The organism is Blautia marasmi (assembly GCF_900258535.1).
GTDB classification, from domain to species: domain Bacteria; phylum Bacillota; class Clostridia; order Lachnospirales; family Lachnospiraceae; genus Blautia; species Blautia hominis.
Genome location: NZ_OIWX01000001.1, coordinates 91,262 through 117,908, shown reverse-complemented (window position 1 = coordinate 117,908; position 26,647 = coordinate 91,262). Strand labels below are relative to the sequence as shown.

General features: G+C 46.0%; 20 protein-coding genes. 19 read left to right on the top strand and 1 reads right to left on the bottom strand.

Translation table 11 applies throughout. From position 1 onward, the window contains the following. Positions 1–71 precede the first annotated feature (71 nt). The 10 genes from C6P39_RS00520 to C6P39_RS00475 all read left to right on the top strand — a co-directional run bounded on the left by C6P39_RS00520 (position 72) and on the right by C6P39_RS00475 (position 12,269). Positions 72–1,466: a glycine--tRNA ligase gene (locus C6P39_RS00520; RefSeq protein ID WP_104802418.1), complete on the top strand. Its 1,395-nt coding sequence runs from the start codon at positions 72–74 to the stop codon at positions 1,464–1,466. 97 nt (positions 1,467–1,563) lie between these two features. After that, positions 1,564–2,541 carry a LacI family DNA-binding transcriptional regulator gene (locus C6P39_RS00515; protein WP_104802417.1) on the top strand — a complete coding sequence of 326 codons (978 nt, stop codon included), beginning with the start codon at positions 1,564–1,566 and terminating at the stop codon, positions 2,539–2,541. Between the two features lie 312 nt (positions 2,542–2,853). Further along, the gene (locus C6P39_RS00510; protein WP_104802416.1) at positions 2,854–4,518 is read left to right on the top strand and encodes a glycoside hydrolase family 32 protein; all 1,665 of its coding nucleotides are present in this window, start codon (positions 2,854–2,856) and stop codon (positions 4,516–4,518) included. A gap of 25 nt (positions 4,519–4,543) precedes the next feature. Further along, complete coding sequence (locus C6P39_RS00505; RefSeq protein WP_104802415.1) at positions 4,544–5,839, top strand: ABC transporter substrate-binding protein; 1,296 nt, start codon at positions 4,544–4,546, stop codon at positions 5,837–5,839. 20 nt (positions 5,840–5,859) lie between these two features. Beyond that, entirely contained in the window at positions 5,860–6,744 is an 885-nt protein-coding gene (locus C6P39_RS00500; protein ID WP_104802414.1) for a carbohydrate ABC transporter permease, read from the top strand. A gap of 16 nt (positions 6,745–6,760) precedes the next feature. Next, positions 6,761–7,603 (top strand): carbohydrate ABC transporter permease, encoded by an 843-nt coding sequence (locus C6P39_RS00495; RefSeq protein ID WP_065541078.1) that lies wholly within the window; start codon positions 6,761–6,763, stop codon positions 7,601–7,603. Between the two features lie 125 nt (positions 7,604–7,728). Then, a complete protein-coding gene (locus tag C6P39_RS00490; RefSeq protein WP_104802413.1) occupies positions 7,729–8,343 on the top strand; it encodes a helix-turn-helix domain-containing protein in 615 nt (204 codons plus the stop codon). 151 nt (positions 8,344–8,494) lie between these two features. Further along, on the top strand, positions 8,495–9,172 hold the full coding sequence (locus C6P39_RS00485) for a phosphatase PAP2 family protein (RefSeq protein WP_104802412.1): 678 nt from the start codon (positions 8,495–8,497) through the stop codon (positions 9,170–9,172). Positions 9,173–9,598: 426 nt separating this feature from the next. Continuing rightward, on the top strand, positions 9,599–10,882 hold the full coding sequence (locus C6P39_RS00480; protein ID WP_104802411.1) for a CapA family protein: 1,284 nt from the start codon (positions 9,599–9,601) through the stop codon (positions 10,880–10,882). 139 nt (positions 10,883–11,021) lie between these two features. After that, entirely contained in the window at positions 11,022–12,269 is a 1,248-nt protein-coding gene (locus C6P39_RS00475; protein ID WP_095174236.1) for a 6-phosphofructokinase, read from the top strand. Between the two features lie 128 nt (positions 12,270–12,397). Here the strand turns inward: C6P39_RS00475 and C6P39_RS00470 are convergent, their stop codons facing one another. After that, positions 12,398–14,236 carry a sensor histidine kinase gene (locus C6P39_RS00470; RefSeq protein ID WP_104802410.1) on the bottom strand — a complete coding sequence of 613 codons (1,839 nt, stop codon included), beginning with the start codon at positions 14,234–14,236 and terminating at the stop codon, positions 12,398–12,400. A gap of 195 nt (positions 14,237–14,431) precedes the next feature. Between C6P39_RS00470 and C6P39_RS00465 the strand changes: the two genes are divergently transcribed. The 9 genes from C6P39_RS00465 to ppdK all read left to right on the top strand — a co-directional run bounded on the left by C6P39_RS00465 (position 14,432) and on the right by ppdK (position 26,598). Next, positions 14,432–15,394 (top strand): uroporphyrinogen decarboxylase family protein, encoded by a 963-nt coding sequence (locus tag C6P39_RS00465; protein ID WP_104802409.1) that lies wholly within the window; start codon positions 14,432–14,434, stop codon positions 15,392–15,394. Further along, positions 15,391–16,710: an ABC transporter substrate-binding protein gene (locus C6P39_RS00460; protein WP_242986843.1), complete on the top strand. Its 1,320-nt coding sequence runs from the start codon at positions 15,391–15,393 to the stop codon at positions 16,708–16,710. Before C6P39_RS00465 ends, C6P39_RS00460 begins: the two co-directional genes overlap by 4 nt. A gap of 88 nt (positions 16,711–16,798) precedes the next feature. Continuing rightward, positions 16,799–17,686 carry a carbohydrate ABC transporter permease gene (locus C6P39_RS00455; RefSeq protein WP_104802407.1) on the top strand — a complete coding sequence of 296 codons (888 nt, stop codon included), beginning with the start codon at positions 16,799–16,801 and terminating at the stop codon, positions 17,684–17,686. Next, a complete protein-coding gene (locus tag C6P39_RS00450) occupies positions 17,683–18,522 on the top strand; it encodes a carbohydrate ABC transporter permease (RefSeq protein ID WP_095174246.1) in 840 nt (279 codons plus the stop codon). Before C6P39_RS00455 ends, C6P39_RS00450 begins: the two co-directional genes overlap by 4 nt. Positions 18,523–18,550: 28 nt before the next feature. After that, positions 18,551–20,050, top strand: coding sequence for a response regulator (locus C6P39_RS00445; RefSeq protein ID WP_104802406.1), 1,500 nt, complete (start codon positions 18,551–18,553; stop codon positions 20,048–20,050). A gap of 13 nt (positions 20,051–20,063) precedes the next feature. Beyond that, a complete protein-coding gene (locus tag C6P39_RS00440) occupies positions 20,064–21,359 on the top strand; it encodes an L-cysteine desulfidase family protein (RefSeq protein WP_158661413.1) in 1,296 nt (431 codons plus the stop codon). Between the two features lie 10 nt (positions 21,360–21,369). Then, on the top strand, positions 21,370–22,731 hold the full coding sequence (locus C6P39_RS00435; RefSeq protein ID WP_104802404.1) for a M20/M25/M40 family metallo-hydrolase: 1,362 nt from the start codon (positions 21,370–21,372) through the stop codon (positions 22,729–22,731). A gap of 83 nt (positions 22,732–22,814) precedes the next feature. Beyond that, positions 22,815–23,732, top strand: a complete 918-nt coding sequence (locus C6P39_RS00430) for an aldo/keto reductase (RefSeq protein WP_104802403.1) — start codon at positions 22,815–22,817, stop codon at positions 23,730–23,732. Positions 23,733–23,973: 241 nt separating this feature from the next. After that, positions 23,974–26,598 carry a pyruvate, phosphate dikinase gene (gene ppdK / locus C6P39_RS00425; RefSeq protein ID WP_095174256.1) on the top strand — a complete coding sequence of 875 codons (2,625 nt, stop codon included), beginning with the start codon at positions 23,974–23,976 and terminating at the stop codon, positions 26,596–26,598. Positions 26,599–26,647: the final 49 nt, after the last annotated feature.

Sequence of the window (26,647 nt, the reverse complement as noted above, 5' to 3'; positions counted from 1 at the left end):
CATATATGTATGCCACTTGGCTCGTTGCCGGCGGGAATAAAGAAATAGATGAAAGTCGAGGAGATAACACGATGGAAAAGACCATGGAAAAAATCGTAGCACTTGCCAAATCCAGAGGATTTGTATATCCGGGTTCTGAGATTTACGGAGGACTTGCCAATACCTGGGATTATGGCAACCTTGGCGTGGAGCTGAAAAATAATGTGAAAAGGGCATGGTGGAAGAAATTCATCATGGAAAGCCCATACAATGTAGGTGTGGACTGTGCCATTTTGATGAACCCCCAGACATGGGTGGCATCCGGCCATCTGGGCGGTTTTTCAGATCCGCTGATGGATTGTAAAGAGTGCCATGAGCGTTTCCGCGCTGATAAGATCATTGAGGATTTCTGTGCAGAAAAAGGGATTGCCATTGAGGGCAGTGTGGATTCCTGGAGCCAGGAGAAAATGATGGAGTTCATTGAAGAACATCAGATTCCCTGTCCCACCTGCGGCAAACACAATTTTACAGATATCCGCCAGTTTAACCTGATGTTTAAGACCTTCCAGGGTGTGACTGAGGATGCAAAAAATACAGTTTATTTAAGACCTGAGACTGCACAGGGTATTTTTGTAAACTTTAAAAATGTACAGAGAACATCCAGGAAGAAACTTCCCTTTGGTATCGGACAGGTGGGAAAATCCTTCCGTAATGAGATCACTCCCGGTAACTTTACGTTCCGTACCCGTGAATTCGAGCAGATGGAGCTGGAATTTTTCTGTAAGCCTGACACGGACCTGGAATGGTTTGCTTACTGGAAACAGTTCTGCCTTGACTGGCTGCACAGCCTGGGTCTGAAGGACGAGGAAGTTCGTTACCGTGACCATGACAAAGAGGAGCTGAGTTTCTACAGCAAGGCAACCACAGATGTGGAATTCCTGTTCCCATTCGGATGGGGTGAACTGTGGGGGATCGCGGACAGAACCGACTATGACCTGACGCAGCACCAGAATGTATCCGGCCAGGACATGACATATTTTGATGATGAGACCAATGAAAAATATATTCCTTATGTTATTGAGCCTTCCCTGGGAGCTGACCGTATGGTGCTGGCATTTTTGTGCAGTGCGTATGATGAGGAAGTTTTGGATGCAGAGAGAAATGATGTGCGTACGGTACTGCATTTCCATCCTGCACTGGCACCTGTAAAGATTGGTATTCTGCCGCTGTCCAAAAAACTGAATGAAGGCGCAGAAAAGATTTACCGGGAGCTGTCCAAACTTTACAACTGTGAATATGACGACAGGGGAAATATCGGAAAACGTTACCGTCGTCAGGACGAGATTGGTACTCCATTCTGCGTGACATATGACTTTGAATCTGAGACAGACGGAGCGGTTACGGTGCGTGACCGTGACACAATGGAGCAGGAGAGGGTAAAGATCCAGGATTTGAAAGCTTATTTTGAAGAAAAAATGGCTTTCTGATCATTGTCGTAAGAAATGATATTATGCTGCTGTATCCGGCCAAACATGGGCGGTGCAGCAGCTTCTGTTATATTACATGAAAAGAGGTGCAGTTTGAATGGCCAGTATCAGAGATGTGGCGAAACAAGCCGGTGTGGGTGTGGGTACTGTTTCGCGGGCTTTGAATGGAACCGGTTACGTGTCACCGGACACGAAAAAAAAGATTGAAAAGGCAGTCCGGAAGCTGGGATATACGCCTAATGAGCTTGCCAGAAATCTCTACAGAAACAGGACCGGCATTGTGGGGGTTATGGTGCCGGACCTGGACCATCCCTTTTTCTCCTGTCTGGCAAAGCATATTGAGATGGAGCTTTACCGCCAGGGCTATAAAACCATGATCTGTAATACGATAGGCATCAGTGACAGGGAAAAGGATTATCTGGATATGCTGGACAGAAATATGGTGGACGGTATTATTACAGGGGCTCATTCACTGGACGGGGAGGAGTATCTGAAACGGAAGAAACCTATTGTTTCCATAGACAGGGAATTTGGTCCCGGCATTCCTCTCATAGGAAGCGATCACGCTATGGGAGGACGTATGGCAGCAGAACTGTTGGTGAAGAACGGCTGCAGGAAGGTTCTGCAGGTATCCGGTGTTGCGCCTGGCGTTGCCGCCCAGGAACGCCACAGTGTCTTTAAGCAGGTTATGCAGGAACAGGGTGTAGAGATACTGGACATGGTTATGGACTGGAACGTATTTGACTGGAATGCCCACTATGAAGGAATGGAGAAGTTCCTTGGCCGGCACCCGGACATTGACGGAGTGTTTGGGGGGGATATGGCTGCGATCGCCTGTATGAATGCAGTGCGGCAGAAGGGCATCCGGGTGCCGGAGGAAGTAAAGATCATAGGATTTGACGGTATGGATGTGACCCGTATGGTATACCCCAGGCTGACGGCGGTTCGGCAGAATGTACAATTATTGGCAGAACTCTGCGTAAATACCCTTCTGGATTTGGTGGAGGAGAGGAAAGGTGTGCCTCACAGACAGATTTTAGATGTGGAAATGCAGTTTGGAGGAACAACTCTTTGAGATAAAAGCAAATCAGTGTTGCGGATAACTTATAAAAATAGGTAATCATATTTGGATAAAATTCATATAAAAAATGAGTAATGGCCTGTGTTTGTGCAAAGTGCACAAGAAAAACACAGGCCTTCTTTCATGCCTTATGAATTCATACGGAAAAGGTCTTGACAAACCCGTCAAAGCATCCTATACTCATTTATATGGAACGGGTTCCATGAAAATGTTCCGCATTTACTTAAAATGGCAAATTAAATGCTAGAATCAAAGGGAAATAATTATAGAACCGGTTTTACAATGAGCGATACAGGAGGCGAGAATATGATACAAACAGGCGAGTATACATGTCTGGAAATTCTGCTCAGGACAGCGGAGGGGAAAAATGGATATGTGATACTGAGAGACACAGAGGGCAGGGAGTGCAGATATGATGCGGGTCAGAAATATTACCGGTGGCTGAAACTTCCGGTAAAAAGGCAGAGTTGTTATGAGATCATCAGCCGGGAGGCGGAAATATCGCTGGCATATTTAAGCGGCTGCGAAAAGATCCTGGAAGAAGGAATCCGCTATATAGATCCTATGGATGGAGGACAATGTCTGAGCACCCGGGAAGCGGCAGAATACTATGACACCCCGTACCGGGAACAATATCACTTTGCACCCTGGAAAAACTGGATGAATGATCCAAATGGCCTTTGCTGGTATCAGGGATATTATCATATGTATTATCAGTATAACCCCCATGGGCAGGAGTGGAATAATATGTACTGGGGACATGCGGTAAGCCCGGATCTGGTACACTGGACCCATCTCCCCATTGTCCTGGAGCCTCAGAAAGAGGTGTTGGAACAGGCGGATATGCTGAAAGGCGGAGCATTTTCCGGGAGTGCCATAGCGCTGGAAAACGAGACGGTCTTTTATCTGACCAGGCATCTGGGGCCTATGGAGGACGGTGAGGAGACCGTGCAGCAGCAATGGATGACAAGAAGCCATGATATGCTGGAATTTGAACCGGAGAAGCTGGTGATTGAGGAGCGGCCTAAGGGTGCATCGTTTGATTTCAGGGACCCTAAGGTTGTAAAAATTGGCGATATGTGGTACATGGTCCTTGCCAGTACCATGAACGGGCAGGCAGCCATCCTGTTGTATAAGTCCCGGGATATGGAACATTGGAGTTATGTGAAATCCCTGCTAACAGAGGAAGAGGAGGGCGTCCGCTGTTTTGAATGTCCGGACTTTTTCCCTTTGGATGGCAGTTTTGCTGCCTGGGGCGCTCTTATGTGCCATAGGGATGCCAGCGGAAGGTATCAGATGTCCCGTTATTACATAGGGGAATTCAAAGATGAGGAATTTTCTGTGAAAAGTATGGGATGGTATGATTTTGGAAGTAACTGTTATGCCATGCAGAGCTTTGAACACGAGGGAAGAAGGATCGCCATTGGATGGATCTCCGATTTCTATGGGGAACATGTGGAAGTGGAGAACGGTGCCTATGGAAGCACAACGATACCAAGAGTGCTGCATGTGAAGAAGAATAAGCTTTATATGTCCCCGGTGGAGGAAATCCATACATTGAAAGGCCACAATCTCTATACCGGTGAGAAAGAAAATATTAACCTGCAGCACATACCGGGAAACAGTTTTTACGCGGGGATTACCCTTTCGGAAGATACGGATTTTAACCTTCTGCTGGGCAGGGACGGAAAGAAAGAGATACGTTTTATAAAGGAGAAGGGATTTACAGGAATCCGCACATTCGGTGTAAAAAGTGAGTGTGCCGTATTTCCCGCAGATGTGGATACCGTAACACAGATGGAGATTTTTGTAGACAGAAGAGTCGTGGAAATCTATTTAAACGGAGGGGAGGCAGCAGGTACCAAACTGTTCTACAACTCCGCGGAAGACGGATGTTTTGTCCTGGAGGTGGCAAAGCCTTGGGCAGTAAAACAGGCCGAGGTTTCAAAGATGCAGTCTATTTGGCAGTAATAGCAATGAGAAGGGAGAGAGGGAAATGAGAAAACGGGTAGTTGCCATACTTCTTGCAGCGGCAGTAATGTCATCCATGATATCCGGATGCGGAAGTACAAAAGAACGGGTGAATAAGGACGGGGAATCTGTCATCACGATCTGGAGTCCAAGCGATGAACCGGCCATTGAAGAGTGGTGGGAGGAAAAGATCGCTGCATTTAATGAGGAGCACAGGGGAGAGATCCATCTGAAAAGGGAAGCTATAGTGCGGGCGGATTCTTATGCGTACGAGGATAAGGTAAACGCAGCGATCACCTCCAAGGACCTGCCGGATATTTTGTTCGTGGACGGGCCTACGGTTTCCGTATATGCGGCAAATGACATTATTCAGCCTCTGGATGATATGTTTACAGAGGCTGACTGGAATGATTTTTTGGATTCTACCAAGAACCAGGGGACGTATGACGGAAAAATCTATGCGATCGGGGCAACGGAAAGTTCGGTAGCTCTCTTTTATAATCAGGATATGCTGGATGAAGCAGGCATAAAGGCGCCGGATAAACTGGAGGATGCCTGGACCTGGTCCGAGTTTGCGGAGGCGGCAGAGAAGCTTACAAAAGACGGTGTGATGGGAACGAACATCATTATGGATAAAGGGGAAGGCATTCCCTATGTGCTGGAACAGTTCTGGATTTCAGCCGGCACAGATCTGGTCAGTGAGGATGGCAGCAAAGCGGATGGTTATATCAACAGTGAGGCCGGTGTGGAGGCCGCCACATTTTTAAACGGACTGATCCAGAACGGATATGCCAATCTGGACCCTATCCAGAAAGAGTTTCACAATGAAAGAGCAGCCACAATGCTGGGCGGTTCCTGGGAGGTTGCCACACTAGAAAAAGATTACCCTGACTTAAACTGGGGTGTTACCTACTTTCCTGTTGCAGACAACGGCGGAATTCCCACTTCACCCACTGGAGACTGGGCCGCAGCTGTGACCAGGGATACGCAGGACAAGGACGCGGTGAAGGAAGTAATGAATTATCTGTTTTCCGCGGACAATGTGACTACATATGCCAAGGCGATTTCTAAGCCGCCCACAAGGCAGTCCAGCTATGATGTGCTTACGGAATATAATGAGTATCCCCGCTCCCTGTTCAAAGAACAGCTCATGGAGACCGGACATCCAAGACCGAGGACACCATCCTACAGCGTGCTCTCCGCAGGATTTTCAGAAGCTATGGTGAATATTTTTACAGGAGTGGATCCAAAAGAAGCACTTGATAAGGTAGCAGAAGATACAGATAAGGATTATAACAAGTATTACGCGCAGGAAGACTGATTCCGGGGAGGAGGAGAAAGATGGAAAAAGCTATAAACAAACGCAGTGAAAAGAAAGCAGCATATCTGTTTGTCATTCCGGCAGTGATTCTGCTGGCATCATTTTTAATATATCCGGCACTGCAGACTATCAGATATGCATTTACCGATTACAATATTATGAGGCCGGACCATATTAAGTTCTGTGGGTTTAACAACTTTCTGGAATTGTTCCGGGACGGCGATTTCTGGAAGGCGGTGACGAATACACTGCACTTTACCGTGCTGGTGGTGCCTTTTCAGACGGTTCTGGCCTTGGCACTGGCAATGCTCATTTCATCCAAGAGAAAAGGAGTCTCTATTTTCAGGGCTGCATATTTCAGCCCCCAGGTTACCTCCATGGTTGTAGTGGCCATCCTCTGGACGGTACTTTACAACTCTAATCCTGACAGCGGACTTTTAAATGCACTGCTGGTAAAGCTGGGAATGGAACCTTGTGGATTCTTAAATGATCCCAAGACCTCTATGAATTCCATTATTTTCATGTCGGCATGGCAGGGGGCAGGCTATCAGATGATGATTTTTCTGGCAGGACTGCAGGGGATTCCGATAGAGCAGTATGAAGCTGCATCTATTGACGGTGCAGGAAGTTTAAAAAGCTTCCTCTATGTCACTTTGCCGGGGTTAAAAAATGTAATAAAATATGTGATCATGATCACGGTCATCCAGGCAATGAAACTTTTTACACAGCCTTATGTTATGACAAAAGGTGGTCCTCAGAATTCCACCAGGACTATGGTGTATTATGTGTATGAACAGGGATTTCAGAAACGTAACTTTGGTTATGCCTGTGCAGTGGCTGCGGTTTTCTTCGTTATTGTAGTCATTTTGTCCCTGGGTATGAAGAAACTGATTAAAGCGGATTAGGAAGGAGTGGAGAACTATGACACAGAAACAGAGAAAACGTCTGGGACATGCAGCATTTTATATAGGGAATACGCTGGTTGCATTGATTTTTGTATCCCCTCTTATCTGGATGATCTCTTCATCCCTGAAACCGGAAGCAGGTATTTTTAAGGGCCTGAATTCCCTGAGTACATTTATTCCCACAGGTGCGTCTCTTAGTAATTATCTGGAGGTGTTCCAGAGGATTGATATGTGGAAATTCATTTGCAACAGCTTGTTTTATGTATTTGTCATTGTGGTACTGGATTTGTTTGTGAACTCCATCTGTGGTTATGCACTGGCAAAATTTGAATTTAAGGGAAAAAGTATCCTTCTTACATTAGTGATCAGTCTTATGGTATTTCCGCCGGAAGCCATTATGCTTCCTATGTACAGGGAGATGGCTGACCTGGGATGGATCAATCAGTGGGCAGCGCTTGTTGTTCCTTTTGTGGCAAAATGCTTCAGCATTTACATGTTCCGCCAGTTCTTCCTGGATGTTCCAAACGATCTTCTGGAAGCAGCAGCCATTGACGGATGCGGGCCAATAAAAACATTTTTCAGGATTGTGATGCCCATTTCAGGAACGGTGTATGCTACAGTTCTGATCCTGGATTTTGTGGCCCACTGGAATGACTTTATGTGGCCTCTGCTTGTGGTGACAGGGGAGGAGAAGAGGACCATTCAGCTTGCCATACAGACTTTCTTCGGTTCCAAACCGATCAACTACGGACCTATTATGGCATCACTGACTATTTCAGCGATCCCTATGCTCATTATGTTTATTGTACTGCAGAAGTATTATGTGGAGGGAATCGCTTCCACGGGTATCAAGGGATAAGAGAAGAAGCGGAGCTGCTGTTTACCCCGCCTCCGGTATATGTTTTGTCATGCTCCTGTTTTATTTGCTATTTTACTCCTGTCCGTATATAATATGGGGAGAAAAACAGAAATGAGGCATGTAAAATGGAATTTAATGAGAAGCTGCAGCATCTCCGGAAACAGAAGCATTTGACTCAGGAACAGCTTGCGGAAAAGCTCTATGTATCGAGAGCGGCTGTTTCCAAATGGGAGAGCGGAAAAGGATATCCTAATATTGAATCCCTGAAAGCTGTTTCTGAATTGTTTTCTGTTTCCATTGATGATCTGCTCTCCGGCAAGGAATTGCTGACTTTGGCGGAAAAAGAAAACAGGTCAAATATTAACACCATATATGGGCTGATATTTGGAATATTGGATATGATCACAGCCGTCTTTTTCATTTTTCCTCTTTTCGGACAAGAGGACAAAGATTATATCCGTATGGTGACACTGTTCTCCAATACGACGATCTCTGCTCCTATAAAAACTATTTACTATGTATTACTTATATCTCTGACAGTGTTTGGCGCGGTTGAACTGTTTATACAGAATTTAAAAGATGAGAAGAAAATAAATCTGTGCAAAACCGGTTCTATCCTTTTGCATGCTCTGACCATCACCTTTTTTGCCATGTCTCAACAGCCATATGTAACCGTCTTTCTGTTTATGCTGTTTATGGTCAAAGTGGTTTTGCTGATCAAGAAAAATGGCATGAAATAAGCGATAATAAAGGAAAAAGGCCCGTGATACGATAAGTATCACGGGTCTTTTGCCGTTGTGACAGTAGGTTTCTTGCTCTTTTTAGCTGCGTCTGACAATAATAAAGGTGCAGTCTGCAGAATGCAAAATGACAGAGAAAAGAGGATAAAACATGAGTAAAAAAACACAGAGAAAATTTATTTTGACAGGAACTTTATTTTTATTTTTTACAGTTTTTACCGTTATGATCGCAAAAGTGGATGTGCAGCCTATTGGCCCGAAAGAGTCCGCGGTGGGTTTTGCCTCACTTAACCGGCTGATATTTGAACTGTTTGGTGTGAATCTTTTGTGGTACCATATCACAGACTGGCTGGGGGTCATTGCCATCATATTTGCCATGGGATTTGCCGGCTTGGGGTTGTATCAGCTTGTGAAAAGAAAGAGTTTATTCAAAGTTGATCCCTATCTTTTGCTTCTGGGTGTTTACTATATCCTGGTTGTGGCAATTTATGTTCTGTTTGAATATTTCGTTGTTAATTACAGACCCATTATTATGGATAAGAGTCTGGAAGCATCTTACCCTTCCTCACACACAATGATCGTGATCTGTATCATGGGTACAGCCATGATAGTGTTCCATCATCTGTTTGCAGGGAAAAGGGTTCGGCTATGGATCCTGGACAGCATCTCAAGTCTCCTGATCGGGGTGACAGTTGCAGGGAGGTTTATATCAGGGGTTCATTGGTTTACGGATATTATAGGAGGCATAATCCTTTCGTGTGCGCTGATTGTGTTGTACAAAGCTATGACCTCTTATTTGGAGGAAAAACAAAAGCATCAGCCTAAATAAGATTACCGGCCTTGTTTTACTGGAGGAAATCCATATTATAAAAGATATATATTAAAGATAAACTTAAAAATAATGGAAAAATTTGGAGATATATGCTGCTGAATATAGACAATTTTTGACAAACACAGTATAATGAAACTATATTTATAACTATTCAGCAGGTGCACCTTTACCGCGCTGACTGCAAAAACATTTGGCAGGCAAGCAAAAATCCCATCCCAAGGCGATTTCATTTGGCTTTTTGCTTGTGGTTGTGAAGGTACGGAACAGTTGTCTATATTAAAAATCATCAAGCGGCGGAGGCGGATGTAAATTTACGCTTCCCTGCACGCAGCACGTGAACTTTGCCGGATCATATAAGGGCATCTGCACCTGTAGGCCGGACAGATTCCGGCAGATCTGAAGGGGAAATAAGGGGAGAACAACATGGATGAAGTGGAAGAGGCACGCAAAAAAGAGAGGGAGAAAGACAGGAAGCGGGAGGAACTCCGACTAAAACGCGAGGAAGAACTGAAGAAAAAGTTCATACGCACAGGGGCAGTCATAACAGCCATAGTTTTGTGCGTGATACTGGGAGTCGTTTCCGCGGTCCGATATTCAAAGACAAAAGCAGCGGCAGCGGCGGCAGAAAAGAAAAAGCAGCAGGAGGCAGCCCTTGAAAAAGAGCAGGAAGAAAATATCATTGATTTTCTGGCTGTGGGAGATAACATTGCACATCTAGGGATGCGGGAATCCGGAATGACAGAGTCAGGAGACTGGAACTATGATGCTATTTATCAGCCGGTAAAGGAGGATGTGGAGGCAGCGGACCTGGCGCTGGTAACCCAGGAGACTGTATTTGTGGAGAACCGTGAGGATATATCAGGATATCCTTCCTTCGGAACACCGCCGGAATTCGGAGACGCGCTGGTGCATACCGGATTTGACGTGGTGGCCCATGCGACAAATCATATTCTTGATAAAGGAACAGATTCTATTGAATATACCATGAAATGGTGGAAAGAGAACCATGCGGATACCCGTATACTGGGGATCCATGAAAGCCAGGCAGATGCGGATAACATGACAGTCATACAGTGCAAAGCATTAAAACTGGCAATGCTTGATTATACTTACGGGTTAAATGATATCCCCCTTGCGGAGGATAAATCCTATATGATAGATGTCTTTAACGAGGAAAAAGCCAGAGCAGATATAAAAAAAGCAAGGGAAGCGGCAGATGTGGTCATTGTGGTCATGCATGTAGGGGATGAATATGTGCAGGATGTGGATGACCAGACAAGGCAGTGGGTAAATCTGTTTTTGGAGGAGGATGTGGATATTGTCATTGGTTCCCATCCCCATGTCATCCGCACCATGGAGACTCTCACCGGGGAGGACGGCCATAAAATGCTGGTTTATTATTCACTTGGAAACTTTACCTCAACGCAGAATGATCTGCCCAGCCTTTTAGGGGCAATGGCTAAGATCACGATCAAAAAAGATGTAAAAACAGGAGCCATACAGATTCCGGAACATGAATTCATTCCGCTGCTCATGCATTACAATCATGACAGCCGTACTTATGGCATTTATAAACTGAATGAGTATACCCAGGAGCTGGCAGACCAGCATACGGCCAATGAGAGAAAACCCGGTGAATTTTCTATTCAGTATTATAAAGATCTCTTTGAGCAGATAAAAGCAAAGGGGAATGATGACGGAATTTAAAGAATTGTGCAAAAAGTACAAAAAAACAAGAACATAATGTAAATTAATATGCAAAAAATCCAGAAGGGCCTTGCCACTTCCGGATTTTTTTGCTATAATAATCGTCAGTGGTAATGAAATACAAGGAGGACGAGGCAAAATGGCAAAAAAAAGAAATATCATTGTAGGACAGTCAGGTGGACCCACATCCGTTATCAACTCCAGTCTTGCAGGCGTATATAAAAACGCAATTGAGAGAGGCTTCGACAAGGTATACGGCATGCTTCACGGAATTCAGGGACTTTTAGACGAACAGTATGTAGACCTTTCCACACAGATTCATTCCGAATTGGATATAGAGCTGTTGAAAAGAACACCATCCGCATTCTTAGGTTCCTGTCGGTTTAAAATGCCGGAGATACATGAAGATAAGGCAATCTATGAAAAAATATTTGCAATACTGAACAAGCTGGAAATTTATGCATTTATTTATATCGGCGGCAATGACTCCATGGATACCATTAAAAAGTTATCCGATTATGCCATCCTGACAGGGCAGACACAGAAGTTTTTAGGTGTGCCGAAGACCATTGATAATGATTTGGCCCTGACAGACCATACACCTGGTTTCGGAAGCGCAGCAAAATACATCGGTGCATCTACGAAAGAGGTCATCCGCGACGCACAGGGTCTTACTTATAAGAAAAATATGATCACCATCATGGAGATCATGGGACGTAATGCCGGGTGGTTGACAGGTGCCACAGCCCTGGCCAAAACGGAGGACTGCGATGGCCCGGATCTGATTTATCTTCCGGAGGCGGCCTTTGATATTGAGCGGTTCTTACATAAAGTAAAAGAACTGCTGAAGAAAAAGTCATCGATTGTGATCGCTGTCTCAGAGGGGATCAAGTTGGCTGACGGACGGTATGTGTGTGAACTGGGCAGTGTTGGCGATTATGTGGACGCGTTCGGTCACAAGCAGCTTCAGGGAACCGCTACATATCTGGCTAATTTCCTGGCAGCAGAGTGCGGATGCAAGACAAGGGCTGTAGAGCTTTCCACACTTCAGAGAAGCGCTTCCCATATGGCATCCCGTGTGGATATTGATGAGGCCTTTATGGTTGGCGGTGCTGCAGTCAAGGCTGCAGATGAAGGGGATACCGGCAAGATGGTGGTTATCGACCGTGTATCTGATGATCCGTATATGAGTGCCACAGGAATCTATGATGTGCATAGAATCGCAAATGAAGAAAAACTGGTTCCGAGAAGCTGGATGAACAAAGATGCTACATATGTGACAAAGGATTTTGTGGACTATGTAAAACCATTGATCCAGGGCGACTACCAGCCGATCATGGTAAATGGTCTGCCAAGACATCTTGTATTGAAAATGAAACGGAAATAAACCGGCAGTAGATTTTGGGGAAAAGAGAAGGTATATCCATATAGAAACCGGATGCATCAGCGCTTGGGGAAGCGTTGGTGCATCCGGTGTTTTATTTATGACAATAGAAAGTTCGCAGAGGGAGCTTTCTATTGTTTTGCATTTTTTTGTTCCGTACAGGGAAGTACAGGCTTTTTTCCATAAGGAAGCGCAATATCGATCAGAGTCCCCTGTCCGGGAAAGCTCTCAATGGTGAGCCCGTATTCTTTTCCGTAATAGCTCTGAATCCTCTGCTGTACATTCCGGATACCTATGGAATGATGAGAGGAAGTGTCAGCAGGGAAATCAATCTCTTTATCAAGAGAATCTATCAGTTCTTCCAGTTCCTCTTTTTTCATGCCCTGTCCATTGTCCGCGATGAAAAAATGCAGGGTATTTCCTTCCAGATTTGCACTTATACTGATGTAGCAGTTTTCTTCTTTTTCGGAAAAACCATGGCCAATGGCATTCTCCACAAAAGGCTGCAAAATGAAAGCAGGAATTTCCAAGCCCAGAAATTCGTCGGGAACGTCATAATCAAATGAAAACTTCCCCGGGAACCGGATGTTCTGTATGGTCATATAGCGCTGAATCTGCAAAAGCTCCTCTTTCAGATATACAATAGGAACTTTTTTTAGATTATAGCGCAGCAGTTCAGACATGCACATGGCAATGGTCTTGATTTCCGGAACATTATGGATATCAGCCAGGGACTTTATCACGTTCAGGGTATTGTACAGAAAATGATGGTTGATCTGTGCCTGAAGAACCTGAATATGCATCTGCTGTTCATTCAGACGGCTTTGGTAATTCTGCTGTATACTCTGGGTCAGGCGGCTGTTCAGCCGGTTAAAACTGTGTACCACCTTCTGCAGTTCCTGATTGGAAATACGGCCTTCCACAGTAATATCGCTGTAATTGGAGGTATCTCTGGAATCTATCTTTTCACAGAGCTGCCGTATGGAGCGGGTCAGCCCCCTGGAAAGAAGAGCGGCCAGTATCAGACCCAGAAAGATCGCCAGTAAAAAAATACCTGCATAGTGATATAAATTATTCCGGTAAGCCTGGGTGATCAGAGAATTATTCATAAAATGTACAATATGCCATCCCGTGGTTTTATTGTAGCAACCATTGATCAGATAAGAGTCAGAGCCTATATTCAGCTTTTCTGTCCGTACAGAGCTTTCTTTTGTTATCTTCTGATTAAAGTCCTGTATGGCTTTTTTTAAGTCAGGAGAGGCATCCTTCCCTATAAAATCCTTATCAGAAGAATAGGCAAGCCCGCCGTCCGCATTGTAAATGAGCATTACATTATTCTGGGTCTGGGCAGAGTTGGCGATATTCTCCACAGCAGAAAAATTAATGCCCACATAACAGATTCCAATCTCCTTAAAAGTATAACTGTCGTACAGGACTTTCACCATGGGGAGAATACTTTTTTTCACTGAGGAGGACTGTTGTACCGGGGCAAAATAGGTATAGTAATCAGAATTTCTTGCCGTTCCGGCCCAGTCATCCATGTGATCCAGAATTGTGTTCTGGTCTTTCACACTTGGAATATTGTACTCAAAAGTGTAGTCATACCGGTTTTTGAACATACAGGTAGTGACATTGGAATTCAGACGGTTTGCCTGTATTAATTGGGAGGAGAGTAGGTAACTGTCCTGGGAATAGCCAAGGAGATCATCCTCATAATTGGTGATCATAATTTTTCGGATATCCTTATTCAGTATATGTAGGTCAGCAACCTTGGTAGCATCCTGAAGGAGTGTGTCCAGTGTCAGATTGGCCTGTGTGGTGATCGTGTCCATAGAGCGGCTGAAATCCTCCTGCACCTCATTGGAGGTCCTGTTTGCTGTGGCAATGCCCAGGATAATAGTGGGCAGAATGACAAGCAGAAGTGAGGAAAAAAATATCTGGGTTCTGTAAGAAAAATCCTGTAGTTTCATTTCTTGTCTCCTGTGGTTTGATATGTTGAAATTATAGGCTGAAAGTGAAATGATTACAAGGAGAAGAGGAGAAATAGATAAAAAATATGAGAAAAACTAAAAATAATTATATATTTTATCTAAGAAAAATCCTATTTTACAGACATCCCCTTAGGTATAATGAGTTCATCAAATACAACAGGGGGAAATGAAAAAATGAACAAGGCACAGCGTGTAAAAGCAGTTATGGAGCGGAAAGAAGTAGACTTTGTACCAGCCGGTTTCTGGTTCCATTACAAGCCGGATTTTACAGTGGAGGAGATGATTGAGGAGCACTTAAAACTTTACCGGGAAACAGATATGGATGTCATTAAGATCATGCAGGATTATGCGTATCCGGTCACAGGTGAAATACACTGCGCCGAGGACTGGTATCATATTGGCATAAAAGGGACAGACAGCCGGGAGATGGAAAAAATGACAGCCGTAATCAGGGGCATAAAAGAGCGTGCAGGGGAAGAGGTTCTGATTTTCCAGACCATGTTCGGTCCATTCAAGGCGGCATCCATAGCCTTTGGGGATGATGTGCTTATGAAGTACAGCAAAGAGGCCCCTGAAGCAGTCATGGCGGGAATCAAAAATTTGGCGGACGGGCTTGAAGCATGGGCGAAGGCATATCTGGATGCAGGTGCGGACGGTATTTATTATTCGGCACAGTTTGGTGAGGAAGGCAGATTTTCAAAAGAAGAGTGGGAGCAGCTGGTTCGTCCCTTTGATCTACAGATTTTACAAGTGGCGGAGCAAAGGAAAGATAAGTATAATATTCTTCATATCTGCGGGGAACCGGAATATGCTTTTCAAACACATGTGGACTGGTTTTATGATTATCCGGCAGACCTGGCAAACTGGTCTGTAAAAGACAATGAATACCGCCTGGAAGAGGGCAGAGAGCACTTTTCCTGTGCTATTTTGGGCGGACTGAACAACAAGGGGAATATTCTTCACGGACCAAAAGAGGAGATACGAAAAGAGGTACAGGCAGTGCTTGATAGTTTCGGAACCGAAGGGATCATGATCGGGGCAGACTGCACCATACAGGGGGAAGGCATCCGCCTTGACTATATCCGGGAGGCAGTGAAGGCAGCGCATACATATAAAAAAGGAGAAGAGTGCTCATGAGAAAGAAATTAGCGGTTTTATTGTGTACAGCAATGGCGGTTTCCAGTCTGGCAGGCTGCAGCAGCGGCGCAAAAGAGGCCAGTGATACACAGGGGGAAAGCAAAAAAGAAGAGGCCAAGGACAAGGCAGAGAACAAAGAGGAGGGCAGCGGGGATGTATTGACACTGGAGTTTTTCCAGCAGAAATCAGAGGAAGCTGCCCAGGTAGGATACCAGAACATCATAGACAAATTCAATGAACAGAATCCTGATATTAAGATTGAGATGAATACCGTTCCCGACGCGCCCACAGTCCTTACATCCCGTGTGGCATCCGGTGATATACCGGTAATTTTTACGGACTTCCCCACACAGCTTCAGTTCCATCAGAAGGTGGCTAATGGGTATGTGCAGGATTTGTCGGAACAAGATTTTCTGGAAAATGTGGAACAGTCAGCCTTGGATATGACAAAGCAGGAGGACGGAAAATATTATGCGCTTCCTTTCAGCCGCAACTATATGGGTGTCTGGTACAACATGGAAATCTTTGAAGAAAACAACCTGGAAGTGCCGAAAACGTGGGAAGAATTTGTAAATGTATGCAATGCCCTAAAGGAAAAGGGCGTGACCCCTCTTGGGCTTCACGGAAAAGATCCCGGACGTGTCGGACACACATTCCAGTGCTGTACGGTGGCTTTTGACCCGGAAGGTGTGGAGACCATCGAGAAAGCAGTAGCAGGGGAAGGGAAGATAGAAGGAGATGAAGGTTTCAAAAAAGCTGCGGAGAAAATGCTTACCCTTCTGGATTACAGCAATGAGGATGCCCTGGCACTTTCAGACATGCAGTGCTATGAGAACTTTGCCAACGGGCAGTACGCTATGTGTATTACCGGTTCCTATGCCCGCGGCACCATTATGATCGCCAATCCTGATCTGAAGCTGGGAGTCTTCCCTCTTCCCAATGACACAAGAGAGACTACAAACACATTATCCGGCATTGATGCGGCTGTCTGCATTTCAGCCAAAGCCTCCGAGGAAGAAAAAGCCGGTGCTTACAGATTCCTGGAATTTTTGGCACAGCCGGAAAATGCACAGCTTTTCTGTGACGCGGAGGGCGCGCCTTCCTGTATTACCGGTGTGGTTCACAAAGATGAGGGGGTACAGCCGATGCTGGAGCTGATTTCTGACGGACAGGTGCATGACTGGATGGCCTCCACCATTGACAACAACGTGGTGACAGACCTTTACAATGTGACTCAGGGCTTCTGGAGTGAGAAAAACGTGGATGATTACCTGAAGCAGATGGATGAATCCATTGCTATCACATCTGCGGAATAGGACGGAATATGCAGAGAAACGGCAGTGCCTGCATGGGGCTGCCGTTTCCTTTACAAAAAATTGAGTATTCTATAAGGGGGTTGAAAGAATGGAGACAAAATGGAAGAAAAAAGGCTCCGGAAAATGGATTTATTTTGGCTTTACGCTGATACCGGTGGTCCTATACAGCTTCTTTTATGTATATTCCGTGATAAATGGCATCCGCTACAGTTTTACAGACTGGGATGGGATGTCCACCACATTTCGTATGGTAGGGCTTAAGAACTATATTTCCCTGTTCAAAAATCCCAATTTCTGGGGTTCCTTAAAAACAACAGTGTGCTACAGTATTCTTTTGGTGGCGGGGGTTGTAACTCTATCCCTGGCACTGTCTTTATCACTGAATTCACTGAAAAGATTTAAGACCTTTACCAAATCTGTATTTTTTGTTCCCGCAATGATCGGAGGAATCACCATTGCCCTTATCTGGGACCAGCTTTTTTACAGAGTGGTCCCGTTGCTGGGCCAGGGGCTGGGCATTGGATGGCTGTCCCAGAGTCTTCTTATGACGGGAAAGACCGCTCTTCCGGCTGTAGTGTTTGTACATATCTGGCAGGCTGTGGCGCTTCCCACGGTTATCTTTGTGGCAGGTCTGCAGCAGATTCCGGATGAACAGTATGAATCAGCCAAGATGGACGGAGCCACCCCTTTTCAGAGGTTTCGGTTCGTGACATTTCCGTATCTGGTGCCAACGCTGACTGTAAATCTGGTGCTGATGGTCAAACAGGGATTTACGTCTTTTGATTTTCCTTTTGCATTGACGGGAGGAGGCCCGGTTCGGTCCACGGAAGTGATCGGTATCCTGATCTATAATGATGCATTTAAAAATATGCGTTTTTCCATGGCAAATGCAGAGGCATGTGTACTCTTTTTAGTAGTGGCTGTCTTTTCCCTGACGCAGTTAAAGCTTACCAGTAAAGGAGGAGTCCACGAATGAAAGTGAAAAAAGAAGGTATGGGATGGATCATTCTCAGAAATCTCCTGATTCTTATGGGGCTTTTTCTTATTCTGTTTCCCTTGTATCTGGTTGTTATTAACTCCTTTAAAACGCTGGAGGAGGCCGGAAAAGACTTTTTTGCCCTCCCGTCAGGACTGAACCTGCACAATTTTAAGGAACTGTTCCGGAACAATGATTACTGGATATTTGCGAAAAACTCTCTGATCATTTCGGCTGTATCCGTGGGGCTTATTCTTATCCTGGTTCCCTCAGTATCCTACGCCATAGCCAGAAATTTTAACAGGAAGTATTACAAAGGGGTGTATTATTATCTGCTTATGGGACTCTTTATCCCCTCCCAGGTCATCATGCTTCCGGTTACGAAACTGATGACAAATCTCAACATGCTGAACCGCCAGGGGCTGATCCTGCTCTATGCGGCATATAGTCTGACCCAGGGCGTATTCTTGTTTGTAAACTACATCAGAGGGCTGCCTTTTGAGATTGAGGAATCTGCTTATATGGACGGATGTAATGTATTTCAGACCTACGTCCGCATTGTCCTTCCCCTGGTGAAGCCTATGCTGGCCACGCTGCTGATCATGGATCTTCTGTGGATCTGGAATGACTTTATGCTTCCGCTGCTGATACTGAACCGCTCCAAGGAAATCTGGACACTTCCGCTGTTCCAGTATAATTTCAAAACGGAATATTCCTTTAATTATACCATGGCCTTTACCGCTTATCTGATGTCCATGCTGCCCATGCTGATCGTGTACTGTATGGGGCAGAAACATATTATAAAAGGTTTGACAGCCGGTTCTGTGAAGGGGTAAACTTTTTTCAGAAAGAAGGTATGCGCAGATGATGAAAATACTGATTGCTGAGGACGAAATTTACGCCAGAAAGTCTATGAAAAAACAGATTCTGGAGCTGGATCTCGGGCGGGAATTCCACATTCTGGAAGCCCAGAACGGGGAGCAGGGCTTGGAACTCTTCAGACAGGAAGAGCCGGATCTGGTATTCACGGATATCCTTATGCCTAAGATGGACGGCCTGGAGCTGCTCAAAGAGATAAAGAAAGAAGATCCGGAAGCAAAAGTTATCATGGTCAGCGCCTATGCGGACTTTACCTATGCCAAATCCGCTATAAAATTTGGGGCGGAGGGATATCTGCTGAAGCCCATAGAGGACGGGGAGCTGAAAGAATTTATAATGAAATTCAGGCAGCAGAATACAAGAAAAAAAGAGCAGGCTATGTTCTCGGGAAAAGATATGGTAACCAGATTCATTGCCCAGAGTGTGCAGGAGGAGGAAGCAGGAAAAGATCTGCTGGCAGAGCGGATGTTTGGCAAAGTCTTTTGGAAATATCAGGTGCTGGTCCTTTGGTTTGCAGGGAGAAGATATCCTGACCGGGAGGAATTCATGCTTTGGCTCCACAACATATACGGGCAGGAAGTATGGACTGCTTTTCGTCTGATAGAGCTTGAGAAGGATATCTGGATGCTTGTTATGGAGGCTGACGGACAGAGCCGGTTCCGGCAGAAACGTATCATACAGAAACTTCTGGAAGAGGAGTATGACTGTTATCTGGGTATAAGCGCGGAATGTAAGACACCGGGGGAACTGAAAAGGGCACTTGCCCAGGCCACTGTTGCAGTGGAGAATAAGATTTACAGTGATGAACATCTTTTGGAATACCGTGTGGTCGCCGGGATTAAAGCAGTGAAGTATGAAATGTCGGAGGAACAGAAGAACTATCTGCAGATTTCCCTGGAGAGAAAGAGCAGGGATAAGATACAGTCTGCGTTGTGTGAGATATTCTGCCATATGGAGGAAAAAGGAAGGATCCATGTGGACAGTCTGGAGATATTTCTTGCACAGGCAGCCGTGCTGATCCATCAGGCGGCTGGCAGGCCCATTCCCAGGCTGCGGCTCATAGATTTCTCCCATATGGAGGAGATGAAACAGAGGCTTTTAGAGACTGCAGAGGAATACTGCACCTGCGGTTCTAACGGACAGACTTTAAAAGGAGAAGACATTATCCGGGGCATGAAGGAATATGCCCGGAAAAATTACCACCTGGATATATCCATCCGGATGCTGGCGGAAAAGGTGTTTTATATGAACGCGGCGTATTTAAGCCATCTCTTTACAGAGAAAACAGGTATCAGTTATTCCGCGTATATCCGCCGGCTGCGCGTGGAAAAAGCGAGGGAATTTTTGGAGAAAGATACTTACTCGATCACGGATATCGCGTCTATGGTTGGGTATAATGATACGTCTCAGTTTATACGGATATTTAAACAGGAGATGGGGATGACACCAAAGAAATACAGGTGTAAAAAAACAGATGGAAATTAGCGGAGGACAGAATATGGAGGATAGCAGAAGGGCATTTTATCAAAGTCTGCTTCACCGGGAGATAGCTCCGGCGCTTGGATGTACAGAGCCTGCAGCCGCTGCCCTGACAGCGGCCTGTGCGGCTGCATGTCTGGGGCAGATACCGGAGGAGATCACGGTAAAGACAAGCCAGTATATCTTAAAGAATGCCATGAATGTGGGAATTCCGGGGATAGGTATGACGGGGCTGGATATTGCAGTGGCTCTGGGGGCATTATCCGCCAGACCTAAGAAGGAACTGATGATCTTAAGCCATATCAGTGCCGGGGAAAAGAGGATGGCAAAGGCTCTGACAGAACAGGGAAAGGTACGGATAGAGCTTGCTCCCACAGAGGAAAAAATCTACATAGAAGTACAGGTGCGGGCAGGTAGTGAGACAGCCAAAGCAGTCACAGCGGAAACACATAAGAATATTATCTATGTGGAAAAAAACGGCAGGATCTGCTATCAGAAGGAGCGGAAAAAGAAGAAAGAAGGGGAGTCCGAAAAGGAGCCTTATACGGTTACATTGGAGGAAATCTTTGATTTTTCAGAGCGCGTCGAATTGGAAAAACTGGAATTTTTAAGGGAGGTCATCCGGATGAACCGGGAGATCGCCCTGGAAGGGATCAACCGCAGATATGGTCTTCAGGTGGGGAAAAATCTCATGGATGGAACAGAGAACAGACTCGTAGGTCAGGATGCAGCCAACTATGCGGCTGCCATGACAGCAGCTGCGGCGGACGCTAGGATGGCGGGATGCGAAAAACCTGTGATGAGTGCAGCCGGAAGCGGCAACCAGGGATTGACGGCAACTATTCCCATTGCAGCTATTGGAGAAAAACTGGGGATGGAGGAGGAGAAGATCCTGCGTGCCTTAGCCCTGAGTATCTTACTTACGGTACATACCAAACATTACCTGGGGCGGCTTTCCGTCCTCTGCGGCTGTTCCATCTCTTCTGCCATAGGCGTGGCATGCGGCATTGTCTTTATGCTGGGCGGCAGTTATGCGCAGATGACCTGGGCAGTCAACAGCATGGTGGCCGATATTTCCGGTGTTGTCTGTGACGGGGCAAAACCGGGCTGTGCCCTGAAAATAGCAACCGCCGTCCAGTCTGCCGTGCGTGCGGCCAATATGGCACTGAACGGAAGCGGAGCGGACAGCCATGATGGAATCGTCCATATAAATGTGGAAAAGACATTGGAAAATCTGGGGATCCTAGGCAATTCGGGTATGAAGGATGCAAACCGTATTATACTTGATCTGATGCTGGAAAAGCAGAAAATATAAGGAGGATGTGATGGGAGGCTGGGAAGCAGACAGTGAACTGGAAGCATGGCTTTCAAAGAAAGAAGATGCTATGGTGGAGGACATCACTTCCCTGGTGGAGATTCCCAGTGTTTCGGGGGAACAGGAGGGCAGTGCGCCCTACGGAAAAACGTGCAGAGCTGTTCTGTACAGGATGCTGGAAATTGCCGGAAGATATGGATTTACATGCTGCTCATTTCGGGACAAATGTGCGGTGATCCGGTATGGAAACGGCACAAAAAAGATAGGGATCTGGGGGCATTTGGATGTTGTGCCGGAGGGGACAGGATGGCTGTATCCGCCTTTTTCCTGTACCAGAAAAGGCGATTTCCTCATAGGAAGAGGTGTACAGGACAACAAAGGTCCGGCGATCGCCTTTCTGTATGCCATGAGATATCTGAAGGAAAAGGGTATGGTCCCTTGTGTGACATTTCTGCAGATATTGGGATGCAGGGAAGAGGTTGATATGGAGGATGTTTCTTCATATTTAAAAGAAAACCCGGCCCCGGAAGTCTCTTTTGTGACGGACTGCGCATTTCCGGTGTGCTATGGGGAAAAAGGAATCTGCAGAGCGGAATTCGTATCGGAGAAACTTGACGGAAATATGGTTCTATCGGGTGGAAGTGCAGTTAACAGCATTCCGGCATATGCGTGTGCAAAAATCAGGTCCCCGCAAGGAAAGTGGAAGAAGGTAGAGGCAGATGGAATTTCCGGTCATGCAGCATTTCCCCAGGGGGCAAATAATGCCCTGGGCATTCTGGCAGAGAGGATACTTTGCAAAAACCGGGAAGAAAATATACTCTCAGATAAGGAGGAAAGGGTGCTGAAATTCCTGAAAAAAGCCTGTGGGGATGGATATGGAAAAGAACTGAACATAGCCTGTGAGGATCATATCTCCGGTGTGCTGACAGCATCGGGTACTGTGGTGAGGATGGAGGGAGAAAAGGCCGTTGTGGAGATGGATATCCGCTATCCTGTCACTGCAAAAGCAGAGGATATTTGGAGACAACTGGAAAACGAAGCCGGGAAATACGGTTTTTCCATCCGCAGTTTTGAGGACAACGCGCCCTCTTATATAGATAAAAATACTCCTTTTGTCACCTGTCTTAGCGGGGCGTACGAGGAAGTCATGAAGGACGGAAAGAAGCCCTATGTCATGGGAGGAGGGACATATGCCAGAAAGATAACAAACGCAGTGGGATTCGGCCCCGGTCTGGAGTTTGACTGGAAGGAAACCGGGCTGCCCATGGGACACGGAAACTGCCACAGTGCGGACGAAGTTCAGTCGGTCAGCAATCTGAAAACAGCAGTGAAAATTTACGTGAAAGCATTACAGAAACTGGATGCGCTGTGATACAAAGTATCAGCAGCCAATAAAGACAGCAAATTTCAAAATGCCAGGTGCAGTCAGAGGAAAAGAGAGAAAGGAAAATAACAATGAAGCGAATAGAGATTGGCAAAGGGAAGATAAATGCATCAGAGATAGGGTTGGGCTGTATGAGGATTACGGGCCTGTCCTCAGTAAAAGAGGTCAGAAGTCTTATTGATACGGCCATGGACTGTGGAATCGATTTTTTTGACCATGCGGACATTTATGCCGGAGGGGAGGCAGAGCAGATTTTTGGTCAGGCGATAGATACCGGCATCAGAGAGAAGATGATCCTGCAGACAAAATGTGCCATCCGTCCCGGGATTTGCTATGATTTTTCCAAAAAACATATCCTGGAATCTGTGGATAAAAGTCTGGCACGTCTGAATACGGAATATATAGATATCCTGCTTTTGCACCGTCCGGATACCTTGATGGAGCCGGAAGAGGTGGCAGAGGCATTTGAGATTTTGGAGAGATCAGGAAAGGTGCGCTGCTTTGGGGTCAGCAACCAGAATGCCATGCAGATAGAACTTCTGAACCACTACTGCGGAGGCAAGATCCTCGTGGACCAGCTTCAGTTCAGTATTGCACACTGTGATATTATTGATTCCGGAATCAACGTGAATGTCCACAATGATGCAGGAGCCAGCAGAGACGGCAGTGTGCTGGAATACTGCCGTCTGAAAGGAATCACCATTCAGGCCTGGTCTCCGTTCCAGTACGGGATGTTTGAGGGTGTTTTCCTGGACAATGAGAAATTTCCGGAGTTAAACCGCCTGATCGGCCAGCTCGCCCGGAAATACCGGGTGACCGATAATGCCATAGCCGTTGCCTGGATCCTCCGCCATCCGGCCAGGATCCAGACCATTGTGGGAAGCACCAGCAAAGAACGCGTGCGGGGAATCTGCCAGGCATCGGATGTACACCTCACCAGGGAAGAATGGTATGCCTTATATATGGCTGCGGGAAAGCAGCTTCCGTGAAATAGGAAGGATCCGAGGATTATCAACAGCAGCAGTCCGAAATGACGAATTTCGGGCTGCTTTTTCCTTAAAATCATGAGAAACCCCCAATTTTCATGATTTTCACCATTCTTACTTGACTAATATTCCCAAAATGATTAAAATAGGTTGTGTGCGGGCTCTGCCCGCCAGCGTGATACGGCAGAGGGGGATACGCTTCTCTGTACAAGTCATACAACTACTTTTAGGAGGAATGTTCAAAATGGCAAAATGGGTTTACTTATTTAGTGAAGGAAACGCCAACATGAGAAACCTGCTCGGTGGTAAAGGTGCCAACCTGGCAGAAATGACCAACTTAGGCATGCCGATTCCGCAGGGCTTCACTGTTACAACTGAAGCTTGTACAAACTATTACGACAATGGCAAAAAGATCTCTGAAGAAATCCAGGGTCAGATCTTCGAGGCTCTGACAGAACTGGAAAAGATTCAGGGAAAGAAATTTGGAGATAATGAAGATCCGTTACTGGTATCTGTTCGTTCAGGTGCGAGAGCATCTATGCCCGGTATGATGGATACTATCCTGAACCTGGGTCTGAACGATATCGCAGTGGAAGGTTTTGCTAAGAAAACCGGAAACGCTAGATTCGCATACGATTCCTACAGACGTTTCATCCAGATGTATTCTGACGTAGTTATGGAAGTGCCCAAGTCTTTCTTTGAAAAGATCATTGATGAAGTAAAAGAAGCAAAAGGCGTTCAGTATGATACAGAATTAACTGTAGATGATTTAAAAGAACTGGTTCAGAGATTCAAAGCTATCTACTCTGAGGAGATGAATGGCGAAGAATTCCCGCAGGATCCGAAAGAGCAGTTACTGGGAGCAGTAAAAGCTGTATTCCGTTCTTGGGACAACCCGCGTGCTATTGTATACCGCCGTATGAACGACATCCCGGGTGACTGGGGAACAGCCGTTAACGTACAGGCAATGGTATTCGGTAACATGGGTGAGACATCCGGTACAGGTGTTGCATTTACACGTAACCCATCCACAGGTGAAAAAGGTATCTATGGTGAGTACCTGATCAATGCCCAGGGTGAGGACGTTGTTGCCGGTGTCCGTACACCGCAGCCAATCAGCAAACTGGCAGAAGATCTGCCGAAATGCTACAGACAGTTCATGGAACTGGCTATGAAACTGGAAAACCATTACCGCGATATGCAGGATATGGAATTCACCATCCAGGAAGGAAAACTGTACTTCCTGCAGACACGTAACGGTAAGAGAACTGCTCCGGCAGCCATCCAGATCGCCTGCGACCTGGTTGACGAAGGCATGATCACACCGGAAGAAGCTGTTTGCCGTATCGAAGCAAAATCCTTAGATCAGTTGCTGCATCCTACTTTCAATGCAGATGCATTAAAAGCAGGCGAAGTGATCGGTTCCGCTCTGCCGGCATCTCCTGGTGCTGCAGCAGGTAAAGTTTACTTCACAGCTGACGAAGCAAAAGCTGCTCACGAAGCGGGCGAGAGAGTTATCCTGGTTCGTCTGGAGACATCTCCGGAAGATATCGAGGGTATGCACGCTGCTCAGGGTATCCTGACAGTTCGTGGCGGTATGACATCTCATGCAGCCGTTGTTGCACGTGGTATGGGAACATGCTGTGTATCCGGATGCGGAGAGATCAAGATCAACGAAGAAGAGAAATGGTTTACATTAGGCGGATATACATTCAAAGAAGGAGATTACATCTCTCTGGATGGTACATCCGGTAAAATCTACAAAGGTGATATCCAGACAGAGGAAGCTTCTGTAGGCGGAAACTTCGGCCGTATCATGAGATGGGCTGACCAGTTCCGTAAACTGCAGGTTCGTACAAATGCAGATACACCAGTTGATACAGAAAACGCAGTAAAACTGGGCGCAGAAGGTATCGGTCTTTGCCGTACAGAGCATATGTTCTTTGAGCCGGACCGTATTCCGAAGATCCGTAAGATGATCCTGTCCGATAATGTGGAAGCAAGAGAAGCAGCACTGAATGAACTGATTCCTTTCCAGAAAGCAGACTTCAAGGCTATGTACAAAGCCCTGAGAGGACGCCCGATGACCGTTCGTTATTTAGATCCGCCGCTTCATGAGTTCGTTCCTACAGATCCGGAAGACATCAAAGCACTGGCAGCAGATATGGGTCTGACAGCAGAAGAAGTACAGGCTAAATGTGATGACCTGCACGAGTTCAACCCAATGATGGGACATCGTGGATGCCGTCTGGCAGTGACCTATCCGGAAATTGCTAAGATGCAGACAAGAGCCGTGATCGAAGCTGCGATCGAAGTAAAAGAAGAGATGGGATATGATATCGTTCCGGAGATCATGATTCCGTTAGTAGGCGAGAAGAAAGAGCTGAAATTCGTTAAAGATGTTGTTGTTGCAACAGCTGAGGAAGTTATGAAAGAGAAAGGCGAATACATCAACTACCATGTAGGAACCATGATCGAGATTCCTCGTGCAGCTCTGACAGCTGATGAGATCGCTGAAGAAGCAGAATTCTTCTCCTTCGGTACCAATGACTTAACACAGATGACATTCGGTTTCTCCCGTGATGATGCCGGTAAATTCTTAGGTTCCTACTACAGCAACAAAATCTACGAATCTGACCCATTTGCAAAACTGGATCAGACAGGTGTAGGCCAGTTAGTACAGATGGCTGCAGAAAAAGGACGTAAGACAAACCCGACTCTGAAAATGGGTATCTGCGGCGAGCACGGCGGAGATCCGTCTTCCGTAGAATTCTGCCACAAAGTTGGTCTGAACTACGTTTCCTGCTCACCGTTCCGTGTGCCGATCGCAAGACTTGCAGCAGCACAGGCAGCGCTGAATAATAAATAATCTATTTTGCCAATAGAATAAATGTACGCGAAAGCGTATTGTGTCCAAG

What these genes read in the sequence shown, in the direction of transcription:
- C6P39_RS00520 (WP_104802418.1), top strand. Translation starts at nt 72, where the DNA reads ATGGAAAAGACCATGGAAAAAATCGTAGCACTTGCCAAATCCAGAGGA.
- C6P39_RS00515 (WP_104802417.1), top strand. Translation starts at nt 1,564, where the DNA reads ATGGCCAGTATCAGAGATGTGGCGAAACAAGCCGGTGTGGGTGTGGGT.
- C6P39_RS00510 (WP_104802416.1), top strand. Translation starts at nt 2,854, where the DNA reads ATGATACAAACAGGCGAGTATACATGTCTGGAAATTCTGCTCAGGACA.
- C6P39_RS00505 (WP_104802415.1), top strand. Translation starts at nt 4,544, where the DNA reads ATGAGAAAACGGGTAGTTGCCATACTTCTTGCAGCGGCAGTAATGTCA.
- C6P39_RS00500 (WP_104802414.1), top strand. Translation starts at nt 5,860, where the DNA reads ATGGAAAAAGCTATAAACAAACGCAGTGAAAAGAAAGCAGCATATCTG.
- C6P39_RS00495 (WP_065541078.1), top strand. Translation starts at nt 6,761, where the DNA reads ATGACACAGAAACAGAGAAAACGTCTGGGACATGCAGCATTTTATATA.
- C6P39_RS00490 (WP_104802413.1), top strand. Translation starts at nt 7,729, where the DNA reads ATGGAATTTAATGAGAAGCTGCAGCATCTCCGGAAACAGAAGCATTTG.
- C6P39_RS00485 (WP_104802412.1), top strand. Translation starts at nt 8,495, where the DNA reads ATGAGTAAAAAAACACAGAGAAAATTTATTTTGACAGGAACTTTATTT.
- C6P39_RS00480 (WP_104802411.1), top strand. Translation starts at nt 9,599, where the DNA reads ATGGATGAAGTGGAAGAGGCACGCAAAAAAGAGAGGGAGAAAGACAGG.
- C6P39_RS00475 (WP_095174236.1), top strand. Translation starts at nt 11,022, where the DNA reads ATGGCAAAAAAAAGAAATATCATTGTAGGACAGTCAGGTGGACCCACA.
- C6P39_RS00470 (WP_104802410.1), bottom strand. Translation starts at nt 14,236, where the DNA reads ATGAAACTACAGGATTTTTCTTACAGAACCCAGATATTTTTTTCCTCA.
- C6P39_RS00465 (WP_104802409.1), top strand. Translation starts at nt 14,432, where the DNA reads ATGAACAAGGCACAGCGTGTAAAAGCAGTTATGGAGCGGAAAGAAGTA.
- C6P39_RS00460 (WP_242986843.1), top strand. Translation starts at nt 15,391, where the DNA reads ATGAGAAAGAAATTAGCGGTTTTATTGTGTACAGCAATGGCGGTTTCC.
- C6P39_RS00455 (WP_104802407.1), top strand. Translation starts at nt 16,799, where the DNA reads ATGGAGACAAAATGGAAGAAAAAAGGCTCCGGAAAATGGATTTATTTT.
- C6P39_RS00450 (WP_095174246.1), top strand. Translation starts at nt 17,683, where the DNA reads ATGAAAGTGAAAAAAGAAGGTATGGGATGGATCATTCTCAGAAATCTC.
- C6P39_RS00445 (WP_104802406.1), top strand. Translation starts at nt 18,551, where the DNA reads ATGATGAAAATACTGATTGCTGAGGACGAAATTTACGCCAGAAAGTCT.
- C6P39_RS00440 (WP_158661413.1), top strand. Translation starts at nt 20,064, where the DNA reads ATGGAGGATAGCAGAAGGGCATTTTATCAAAGTCTGCTTCACCGGGAG.
- C6P39_RS00435 (WP_104802404.1), top strand. Translation starts at nt 21,370, where the DNA reads ATGGGAGGCTGGGAAGCAGACAGTGAACTGGAAGCATGGCTTTCAAAG.
- C6P39_RS00430 (WP_104802403.1), top strand. Translation starts at nt 22,815, where the DNA reads ATGAAGCGAATAGAGATTGGCAAAGGGAAGATAAATGCATCAGAGATA.
- ppdK (WP_095174256.1), top strand. Translation starts at nt 23,974, where the DNA reads ATGGCAAAATGGGTTTACTTATTTAGTGAAGGAAACGCCAACATGAGA.